Below are 9,631 nucleotides of genomic sequence, written 5' to 3' on the forward strand. Positions count from 1 at the left end.
CCAACGGTAGAGGGCGTTGCCCCCTATCTGCTGGCGGCGGCGGCGACCGAGTCGCGCGCGTTCCCAACCTTTTGCTACGACCCATCGGCAGGCCCGGACTGGGCGCGGCGGTTCGATCTTTCGACCAACCCCGCGCTAGAGGAGGATTGGCCCGAATACCGGCTCGACTACGAAGATGCCGATGGCCAGCGCCTTAGCACTGACAGCGCCTTCAGCTTCATCGATTTTGCGATGTGCGATGCGCGCTACGCCCGCTATTGCCAACCGATGGCCAAAAGCGAGTGGAACGACAAGATGCTGCCCGCCGCCGAATGGCTGAAACTCGCCCCCGCCGAGGCAACGGCGCGGGTGCCATACGTGCTCGGCGTCGATACCGACAACCAGCTTGCACGCTGCAAGGTCGCCGAAAAGGTGGCCGAGGCCGCCGATCGCGCGGTTGATGCGTGGCGGCGGTTGCAAGAACTGGCAGGCATCAAAAACTCGCACGCGGCAAGGTTGCTGGCCGCAGAAGCGGTGAAGTTCGAGGCGCGCCTGATCGAGGCTGTGGCCAAGGCCGTGGCCGCAGCACCCGTTGCCACCGCAGCACCAGCCCCCGCGGCACCCACGGCCCCTGCAGCCCCCGCATCTGCCACGGCACCGGCCCCCGTCGTAGCCACCACGCCCACCGCCAAGGCAGAAGCGCCCGCAGCACCCGCACCCGCCCCAGAGGCCGCCGCGCCCCCATCGGACCTGCCGTGGATCGAAACCGCGCGCTGCACCACCTGCAACGAATGTGTGCAGATCAACTCGGCGCTTTTTGCCTATAACGACAACATGCAGGCCATTATCGCCAACCCCGATGGCGGCAGTTTCCGCCAGTTGGTCGAAGCGGCCGAAGGCTGTCAGGTCTCGATCATCCACCCCGGCAAACCGCGCAACCCCGACGAGCCCGATTTGCCCGCGCTGATCGAACGCGCCAAGGCCTTCGCCTGAGCGGATGCTTTCTCTTTGCCCGCGTCGGCGCTATCCTGCACCGACGCGGTGTTCTACCGCAGGAGGTCACCCATGCTCGACGGGTTTGAAAAGCTGCGCGGTATCGTCAATGACCCCGCGCTAAGCCCCGCACAAAAGGCACATGCGCTTGCGGTACAGGCCGAAAACCTGTTGCCCTACCCCGCGCTTGATGCCGAAACCCGCGCCGCGCTCGACGCGCGCGTGATCTGCGACATGTACGAAGGTGCGGCCCCTTACCGGCCCCGTTATGTGTTGGCGGATTTTTCGGTCGTGCTGCGCAAAGGCTCGTGCTGGCTGGAACTGCCGCCGCCAGAAACGCTCGACGAGGCGCTCAACACGCTGATGATCGCTTACCACCATGTGCCCTCGATCACCGGTATGCCGGTATTCATCGGCACGCTCGATGCGCTGCTATTGCCCTTCTGCAACGGCGTGAGCGAAGAGGATATCTATCGCAAGATCAAGCTTTTCTGGCGCTATATCGACCGGGTTCTGCCCGACGCCTTCCTGCATGCCAACATCGGGCCGACCGATAACCCGGTGGCGCGCGCGATTTTGCGCGTTGATGCCGAACTGGGGCAGATCGCACCGAACCTGACACTGCTTTACGACCCCGAGATCAGCACCGAGGCGCTGCTGGCCCGCGCGGTGGCCAATATCACCGAATGTTCCAAGCCGCATATCGCCAACCACCCGATTCACGCCGCCACCTTTGACGAGGCAGGCTACGGGATCGTGTCGTGCTACAACGCGCTGCCAATGCGCGGCGGGGCCTCGACCCTCTCACGCGTCAACCTGCGCGAAGTGGCGCTGCGCGCGCGCGGGGTGGAAGATTTTCTGGCAACCGAATTGCCCCGATATGTCGAGCTTTGCGCCCGCCTGATGCAGGCGCGCATCGATTATCTCTATGAACAATCCGGGTTTTTTGAAAGCTTCTTGGTAGAAGAAGGCTGGATCGACCGTGACCGCTTTACCGCCATGTTCGGCATTTTCGGCATGGCAGAGGCGGTGAACCTTTTGCAGGACAAGGCTGGTCTTGCGGGCCGCTATGGCCACGATGCTGGGGCAAACGCACTTGGTTTGCGCATTACTGAAGCGCTGGCCGAAATGGTCGCGGCTCGGCCAATGCGCAACGTCTGGCGCGGGCGGGCCATGTTGCATGCGCAGGCGGGGCTTAGCACCGACGCGGACGCAACCCCCGGCATCCGCATTGCCTATGGCACTGAGCCCGACCCGGTGACGCATGTGCAAGCGCTGGCGCCGCAACATCGCCACTATGCATCGGGTGTCAGCGAAATCCTGACGCTAGATGAAACCGTCAAGGCCAACCCCGAGGCGGTGCTGCAACTGGCCAAGGGCGCGTTTGCGGCGGGCTTTCGCGAGTTTACCGCCAATGTCGCCTCAAACGATCTGGTACGGGTGACCGGCTACATGATCCGCCTTTCGGACGTGGCGCGGCACGATGCGGGCGAAGGCTCGCGCACCAATACCACGGCACTTGGTGCCGAAGCGGCACGGTTGACCGGGATTCTGGCGCGCAAGCCCCGTGTCGTCGGGCTAGAGCGTGATGCTGGCGCGCGTTAGCAAGGTCTTGCGCTGGTCGGCGGTCGATGGCCCCGGCAACCGCTTGGTACTGTTCTTGCAGGGCTGCAACTTTGCCTGCGCGGGCTGCCACAACCCGCATACGATCGGGGTTTGCAACGACTGTGGCGATTGTATTCCGGCCTGCCCGCACGCGGCGCTAAGCCTTGTGGGCGGGCGCATCGTCTTTGACCCGGCACTTTGCGATGAATGTGATCTCTGCCTGCGCGCCTGCCCGATTTCGGCCAGCCCGATGGCGCGGCAAATGAGCGTAGAGGATGTGCTGGCACTTGTGCGCGCCAATCTCGGGTTTCTTTCAGGCATCACGATCTCGGGTGGCGAGGCTACGATGCAGGCAAAGTTCGTCGAGGCGCTTTTTGCCGCGATGGCCGCCGAACCAGAGCTTGCCGGGCTAAGCCGCTTTATCGATTCGAACGGGCATCTGGGGCCGCGCGGCTGGCAGCGGCTGCTGCCGCTGACCGATGGTGCCATGCTTGACATCAAAGCCTTTGATCCGGCGACCCACCACCGACTGACCGGCATGGGTAACGAAAAAAGCCTTGCCAGCGCGCGGCTGTTGCAAGCGGCAGGCAAACTTTATGAATTGCGCTATCTGATGGTGCCGGGCTTCACCGATACCGAGGCGGAAATCGAAGCGCTGACCGCGTTTGCGCGCGCGCTTGGGCCGGGGCTGCGGTTAAAGCTCAACGCCTTTCAGCACCACGGTGTGCAGGGGGCGGCGCGCGATTGGCCCAAAATGCCACGCCAAGGGGTCGAGGCGGCGGCGGCGCGCTTACGCGCCGCCGGTATCGACAATGTCGTTACCCCATCCGTCTGGATCTAGGCGTTACTTCCAAGGCGTCCAGGGGAAGGGCTTTTCATCACTGGTGCCCGCCAGAAACAGCGTCGCCTTCGACATCCAGGCGGCCATGCCTTCCCCAAATGACTTGATACCTTCATTGCGCTTCTTGCCAAAGAGCATCCAGAGAAACTGCATGAACGCCGCCAGCGTCGCCAGCGCGCCGACGACCCGCAGCAACATCGCAATGATGAGCATCCACAGACCGTGCAGCCAGACGTTCTTGGGAAGATCGTCGCTAACCTCCACCGATTCGGACGCCTCGTCAGCCTCGGGCGCGGGGTTTTCCAGCACGACAGGATCGGGGCTTTCATCGGTCGGCTTTTTCGGTGTTTTCATGGCACTCTCCTAAAATCGGGAAACGCTATGCGCAGCCCGCGCAACTCTAGATGAAACACGCACCCGGCAACCGCCAAATGCGGATCGGGCCAGCACCCGATGTTGGTAATGTAGTCATTTGTGATGCAAAGAAAAAGGTGGTGCCCAGAGCCGGAATCGAACCAGCGACACGCGGATTTTCAATCCGCTGCTCTACCAACTGAGCTATCTGGGCACCGTGCCGCGCGTCTTGGCGCGTCGGGTGCGGCGTTCCTAGACGACCGCGCGTGGCCTGTCCAGAGGTATTGGGCAAAATCTGTGCCTGTTTGCACCTCAGTGCAGCGGTGGATCGCGGTCTTGTTCATCGGGGTTCGCAGACTCGCTTTCGCTGGCCTCGCCGGGGATCACGTAACTGCCCGTAAGCCAGCGCCCAAGGTCCACATCGGCGCAGCGGCTCGAGCAGAAGGGGCGGTATTTCGGCACCGATTCCTTGCCGCAAATCGGGCAGCTTGCCATCTCAGTCCTCCGCAATGATCGCCGCCAGCGGTACGCGATCGCGTTTGCGGCTCAGTTCGAAATTGCCCATCGGGGTCCAACCCGCAAGGCTTGTCTCGGCACTGTCGCCTTTGAAGGCCGCCCGCAGTTGCTGCTCAAGCGTTGCACGGTCGCGTTTGGCCATCGGCGCAAAGTCTATCACGATCTGCCCGCCAAGGCCGCGTAGCCGAAGCTGGCGCGGCAAATCGCGCGCAGCGGCGATATTGGCCTTGAGCGCCGCAGCGGGCGAATGATCGGTGCCGGTGTTGACATCGACGGCAATCAACGCACGGGTTTGCTCGATGAACATATGCGCGCCAGCACTTAGCGCCACTCTGGGGCTGCCAAGCGCGGCCACGGCTTCGGGCACGCCATGCGCCTCCATAGCGCCTTCGACATCGATCACCTCGTCGGGTGCAGGCTCTGCCCAGTCGCGCCAAGCCTCTTCATGCGGGGTGGGTGCGTCGAACAGCAATTCCGGCTCGCCCGGCAGATCGGCCAGCACGGCTTCGGCAAGCGCGCGCATCTGCGCGATGTCGGCGGCAATCTCTTCGGCCTCGGCCCCCGCACAGGCCGAACGCAAGATCAGCCCTGCCGCACTGCCCGCCATCGCCTCGGCTGCGATCTCCTCAAGTGCGGCGCGAATCTCCGGCTCGCGGATCCGGCGCGAAATGTTGCAACCCGGCGCATCGGGCGTGATGATCGCATAGCGGCTTTTGAACAAAAGCCGCGCCGAAACCGGCAGCGCCTTGCCCGGCTCTGCCCCGCCGACCACCTGCACCAGCACCGCCTGCCCCGGTGCAAGCCCGCCGGTTTCACGCAAGAATCCCTTTTCGCCGCCCGGCAGGCGCAGGAACACCCCGCCCTGCCCTTTCATCTGCCTATCCACAATGCCGCGGCAAATGGCACCGGGCCCGATCGCCACCACATCAGAGGTGTCGATCAGCAAATCTTCCAGCCGCCCGTCCAGCATCATCGCCGCCGCCTCGCGGCCGGCAAGTTCGCCCAATATGATGACACGGCCCTTCATGCGGCATCCACCGCATAGCCCGCCGCGCGCAAGAGATTGGCGGTTTCCGCAAGCGGCAACCCCACCACCGACGAGAACGAGCCTTGCAACCACGGAATGAACGCGCCAGCGCGGCCCTGAATACCGTAGCCCCCCGCCTTGCCGTGCCATTCGCCCGAGGCGAGATAGCCGTTGATTTCGACATTCGAAAGCGGCTTGAAGCGCACGACGGTATCGACCACGCGCTCGCGCGTCTGTTCACCCCGGCGCACAACCACGGCGGTCAGCACATGGTGCCGCCGCCCCGAAAGCGCCCAGAGAAACTCGGCCGCCTCGGCCGCATCAGCAGGCTTGCCAAGAATCCGCCGCCCCACCGCAACCGTGGTATCGGCGCATAAAAGCACCTCATCCTCGGCCAGCGGCAAAGACGCCGCCTTGGCGCGGGCTACGCGTGCGACATAGGCGCGCGGCACCTCGCCTCGCAGCGGCGTTTCGTCGATGTCGGGGGCACGGAAGGCATCGGGTGTGATGCCAAGTTGCGCCAGCAGTTCCACACGTCGTGGACTGGCAGAGCCGAGAACGAGCTTCACTTGAAACGATAGTTGATGCGGCCCTTCGACAGATCGTAGGTGTTCATTTCCACCTGCACCTTGTCGCCCGCCAGCACGCGGATGCGGTTCTTGCGCATCTTTCCCGCCATATGCGCGATGATTTCATGGCCGTTCTCAAGCTCGACCCGAAACGTCGCATTCGGCAGGAGTTCCTTCACGACGCCGGGGAATTCGAGCATTTCTTCCTTGGCCATGGTCACTCCGGTAAGGTCCAACCCGCCAAATCGCGCGGGCGCGCCCTAAATGCGCCGCTCTTGAAGGTTTTTCAAGGTATAACTGCCGCCTTGGGGGAATTGCCGTCTCGCCTTAGCCGGTAGCCTCGGGCGGCTGGCCAAATCGCTCCACAATACGGGCGCGGATCTGATCGCGCGTCTTGCGATACGCCGCCAGCTTCGCCTCGCGCGCCTCGCCAAGCCCGGTGGGGTCAAGGATCGGCCAATACTCGACCGCAAGGTGAAAGAACCGCGTCAGTTCCAGCGCGCGTCGCTGCGCTGCGGGCGAAAGTGCGACCACCAGATCAAAGCCCGAAAGATCGTCGCCCCAATCCTGCATCTCGTCGAAACTGCGCACCCGGTGACGGCCCAGCTCGACACCGATTTCCTGACATACGGATATGGCGAAGCCGTCGGTTTCCAACTCGTTCTTCACACCCACCGACTGCACATAGAACTGTGTGCCGTAGAGCTTTTTCATCAAGCCCTCGGCCATCGGCGAACGGGTCGCGTTATGGTCACAGCAAAACAGCACGGAATGCGGCAAGGGGCCCAAATCATGCCTCCGGCATCAGCACGCAAATCAGCGTGAAAAGCCGCCGCGCCGTGGCGTTATCAAGCATGGCCTTGCCCGAAAGCCGCTCCATCAGCACCTCGGCACCCTCGTTGTGAATGCCGCGACGGGCCATATCGATGGTTTCGATCTGGCTTGGGGGCAGGCGCTTGACCGCGTCGAAGTAGCTTTCGCAGATGCTGAAATAGTCTTTGACCACCTGCCGAAACGGCCCGAGCGACAGGTGAAACTCTGCCAAGGGCTCTCCCTGCGCGCTTGCCGCCTCAACCACCAGCCGCCCCTCGCGGATCGAAAGCCCCAGCGCAAACGGGCCTGCGGGTGCGGGTGCGGTGTCGCGCCCCGGCAGAGCAAAGCTGTTTTCCTCGAGCAGATCAAAGATCGCCACTTTCCGTTCCTGCGCAATCTCCGGGGTGGGCGGCGGCAGGCCGCGGTCATCAATGTCGATCCGGCAGATGCAGTTGGTCGGTGTCATTGGCCCCCCTCGTTCAGCGCCTCAAGCCGGGCCAGAACGCTCAGCCCATGCGCCTCAAGGCTTTCGGATGCCGCAAGCCGCGCGGCGGCAGGGCCAATCGCGGCAAGGGCCGCGGGCGTCATGCGCGAAAGCGTGGTGCGCTTGAGAAAATCGAACACCGAAAGGCCCGAGGAAAACCGCGCCGAACGCGCTGTGGGCAATACGTGGTTCGGCCCGCCGACATAGTCGCCAATCGCCTCGGGCGTGTAGGTGCCAAGAAAAATAGCTCCCGCGTGGCGCACCTTGGCGGCCAGCGCCGCAGGGTCGGCCACACAAAGCTCCAGATGCTCGGGTGCTATGCGATCGCTCAGCGCCGCCGCCTCGTCCAGATCGCGCACCACAATCACCGCGCCGTAGTCGCGCCAGCTTGCACCTGCAATCGCGCGGCGTTGCAGCGTTTGCAGCCGCGCCTCCACCGCCGCCGCAACCGCCTGCCCAAAGCCCGCATCAGGGGTAATCAGGATCGATTGCGCGCTTTCGTCATGTTCGGCTTGGCTTAACAGATCAAGCGCGATCCAGTCAGGATTGTTTGCCCCGTCTGCAATGACCAGAATCTCTGATGGCCCCGCGATCATGTCGATCCCAACCCGGCCAAACACCCGCCGCTTGGCGGCCGCCACATAGGCGTTGCCCGGCCCGGTAATCTTGTCCACCGGCGCGATGGTTTCGGTGCCATAGGCCAGCGCCGCAATCGCCTGCGCGCCGCCGATACGGTAGACGGTATCGACCCCGGCGATTTCCGCCGCCGCCAGCACCAGCGGGTTGACCACGCCGCCGGGGGTTGGGCAGGCAATCACCAACCGCTCCACCCCCGCAACACGGGCCGGTATCGCGTTCATCAGCACCGATGAGGGATAGCTCGCAAGCCCCCCCGGCACATATAGCCCGGCTGCCGCAACCGGCGTGAAACGCCAGCCCAGTTCGGCCCCCTCGCTGTCGGTCCAGTTGGCATCGGCAGGCATCTGGCGCGCGTGGTAGGCGCGGATACGCTCTGCCGCCAGTTCCAGCGCCGCGCGGTCTTCGGACGAAACCTTGGCGACTTCGGCTGCAATCTCTTCGCGCGAAAAGGCCAGCGTGGCGGGCGTAAGCGACAAGCGGTCAAAACGTTCGGTCAGTGCAATCACTGCACTGTCACCAGAAGCGCGCACTTCGGCAATGATGGCCGCCACTGCGGCATCGACATCGGGCGCGTCTTCGCGCTTCATCCCCAGAAGTTCGGAAAATCGGGCCTCGAACCCCGGTTCGAGCGTGGAAAGGTAGTGCGGCATCGGGCGCTCCCTGCTTGCTCCCCCCGATTAAGCCCTCTGGCCCGCCCTCGCAAGCGCCGCAATGCAGCGCGCCATGCGCCAAGATGCTTCAGTCAAAATATCCCCGCCGGAGGCGGCACCGCCCGCAACGCGCGCCGCGCCTGCGCATTGCTCATTCAGGGTGGTGTGGTGCCTTGTGCGAGGGGGCCACATAAGGCCGCGTCACATCGCGCAGCGCAACATTGAGACACTCGACCTCAACCGCGATGGCACCGTCGCCCGCAAGGGTCAACTCGACCCGGCCCGTGCCATCGTCACCCGGCTTCCAGCCGATATCGAGCAGCGATAGCACCGTGCCCTTCGAGCCCGGCTTTACCCCGGCGAGTTGTACCATACGCGCATCCGATACCAGCAGAAGCGCCCGCACCCTCTCGAACGGGCGGCCCTGCGCCTCGGCGCTGGTGCGATCTTCCCACCGAAAGCGGTTCAGCAGCACACCCAGCCGACGCGCCTTGCGGTCATAGTGAATGTCGCCCGCATCGAAAATCGCATCTTGCAGCAGCGCCGCAAGCACCCCGAGGTCTTCGACGGTTTCCGCCTTCAGCCGCAGCGGTGCCTCGGCACCGTCTTCAAAACGCGCGTCGGTCATTCTTTCACCCGTTCTATATCGGCACCCACACCGCGCAGCTTTTCTTCGACCCGCTCATAGCCGCGATCAAGGTGGTAAACGCGGCTCAGCACGGTTTCCCCCTCGGCGGCCAGCCCCGCAAGGATCAGCGACACCGAGGCGCGCAGATCGGTCGCCATCACCGGCGCACCGCGCAGACGTTCCACCCCTGTCACCGTGGCCGTGCCACCATGCACCGCGATGCGCGCGCCCATCCGGATCAGTTCGGGCGCGTGCATGAAGCGATTCTCGAAAATCCGCTCTTCCAGCACACTCACCCCATCGGCGGTGCACAAAAGCGCCATCATCTGCGCCTGCAAATCCGTCGGAAAGCCGGGGAAAGGCTCGGTAATCACATTCACCGCGTTCACCCGCCCATTGCGCCGCCGCACTGTCAGCCCGCGCGCGGTTTCGCTCACATCAATGCCAGCCTCGTCCAGCTTTGCCGCAAAGGCACCGACCAGATCCATGCGACCACCGATCAGTTCCACCTCGCCGCCGCAGATCGCGGGGGC

The 9,631-nt window shown here is 63.9% G+C and carries 12 protein-coding genes, 1 tRNA gene and 1 pseudogene; 3 read left to right on the forward strand and 11 right to left on the reverse strand.

Annotation, left to right across the window (positions count from 1 at the left end; all coding sequences use genetic code 11):
- From ABY403_RS09045 to ABY403_RS09055, 3 genes are all read left to right on the forward strand, one after another.
- A partial coding sequence (locus ABY403_RS09045) for a ferredoxin (protein ID WP_372840460.1) occupies positions 1 to 972 on the forward strand: 972 nt, incomplete at its 5' end.
- A gap of 72 nt (positions 973 to 1,044) precedes the next feature.
- On the forward strand, positions 1,045 to 2,577 hold the full coding sequence (locus tag ABY403_RS09050; RefSeq protein WP_372840461.1) for a YjjI family glycine radical enzyme: 1,533 nt from the start codon (positions 1,045 to 1,047) through the stop codon (positions 2,575 to 2,577).
- Positions 2,561 to 3,418: a YjjW family glycine radical enzyme activase gene (locus ABY403_RS09055; protein WP_372840462.1), complete on the forward strand. Its 858-nt coding sequence runs from the start codon at positions 2,561 to 2,563 to the stop codon at positions 3,416 to 3,418. The genes ABY403_RS09050 and ABY403_RS09055 overlap by 17 nt, the downstream gene beginning before the upstream one ends.
- Before the next feature lie 3 nt (positions 3,419 to 3,421).
- Here ABY403_RS09055 and ABY403_RS09060 read toward each other — a convergent pair whose 3' ends face one another.
- The 11 genes and pseudogenes from ABY403_RS09060 to ABY403_RS09110 all read right to left on the reverse strand — a co-directional run.
- Positions 3,422 to 3,772 (reverse strand): DUF4389 domain-containing protein, encoded by a 351-nt coding sequence (locus ABY403_RS09060; RefSeq protein WP_372840464.1) that lies wholly within the window; start codon positions 3,770 to 3,772, stop codon positions 3,422 to 3,424.
- A gap of 138 nt (positions 3,773 to 3,910) precedes the next feature.
- A tRNA-Phe gene (locus ABY403_RS09065) sits at positions 3,911 to 3,986 on the reverse strand.
- Positions 3,987 to 4,084: 98 nt separating this feature from the next.
- Positions 4,085 to 4,267 (reverse strand): DNA gyrase inhibitor YacG, encoded by a 183-nt coding sequence (locus ABY403_RS09070; protein ID WP_372840465.1) that lies wholly within the window; start codon positions 4,265 to 4,267, stop codon positions 4,085 to 4,087.
- Between the two features lies 1 nt (position 4,268).
- Positions 4,269 to 5,315, reverse strand: coding sequence for a ribonuclease E/G (locus tag ABY403_RS09075; protein ID WP_372840466.1), 1,047 nt, complete (start codon positions 5,313 to 5,315; stop codon positions 4,269 to 4,271).
- Positions 5,312 to 5,884, reverse strand: a complete 573-nt coding sequence (locus tag ABY403_RS09080) for a nucleoside triphosphate pyrophosphatase (protein WP_372840467.1) — start codon at positions 5,882 to 5,884, stop codon at positions 5,312 to 5,314. Before ABY403_RS09080 ends, ABY403_RS09075 begins: the two co-directional genes overlap by 4 nt.
- Positions 5,881 to 6,099, reverse strand: a complete 219-nt coding sequence (gene infA, locus ABY403_RS09085) for a translation initiation factor IF-1 (protein ID WP_036636451.1) — start codon at positions 6,097 to 6,099, stop codon at positions 5,881 to 5,883. The genes ABY403_RS09080 and infA overlap by 4 nt, the downstream gene beginning before the upstream one ends.
- A gap of 112 nt (positions 6,100 to 6,211) precedes the next feature.
- Positions 6,212 to 6,673: a low molecular weight phosphatase family protein gene (locus tag ABY403_RS09090; protein WP_372840469.1), complete on the reverse strand. Its 462-nt coding sequence runs from the start codon at positions 6,671 to 6,673 to the stop codon at positions 6,212 to 6,214.
- Between the two features lies 1 nt (position 6,674).
- The gene (locus ABY403_RS09095) at positions 6,675 to 7,163 is read right to left on the reverse strand and encodes a UPF0262 family protein (RefSeq protein WP_372840470.1); all 489 of its coding nucleotides are present in this window, start codon (positions 7,161 to 7,163) and stop codon (positions 6,675 to 6,677) included.
- Entirely contained in the window at positions 7,160 to 8,470 is a 1,311-nt protein-coding gene (gene hisD, locus ABY403_RS09100; RefSeq protein ID WP_372840471.1) for a histidinol dehydrogenase, read from the reverse strand. Before hisD ends, ABY403_RS09095 begins: the two co-directional genes overlap by 4 nt.
- Before the next feature lie 151 nt (positions 8,471 to 8,621).
- Positions 8,622 to 9,098 (reverse strand): DUF2948 family protein, encoded by a 477-nt coding sequence (locus tag ABY403_RS09105; RefSeq protein WP_372840472.1) that lies wholly within the window; start codon positions 9,096 to 9,098, stop codon positions 8,622 to 8,624.
- A pseudogene (locus tag ABY403_RS09110) lies at positions 9,095 to 9,631 on the reverse strand (UDP-N-acetylglucosamine 1-carboxyvinyltransferase); the annotation flags it as partial. The pseudogene ABY403_RS09110 and the gene ABY403_RS09105, both read right to left, overlap by 4 nt.

Source organism: Phaeovulum sp. (genome assembly GCF_041596715.1).
Lineage (GTDB): Bacteria > Pseudomonadota > Alphaproteobacteria > Rhodobacterales > Rhodobacteraceae > UBA6213.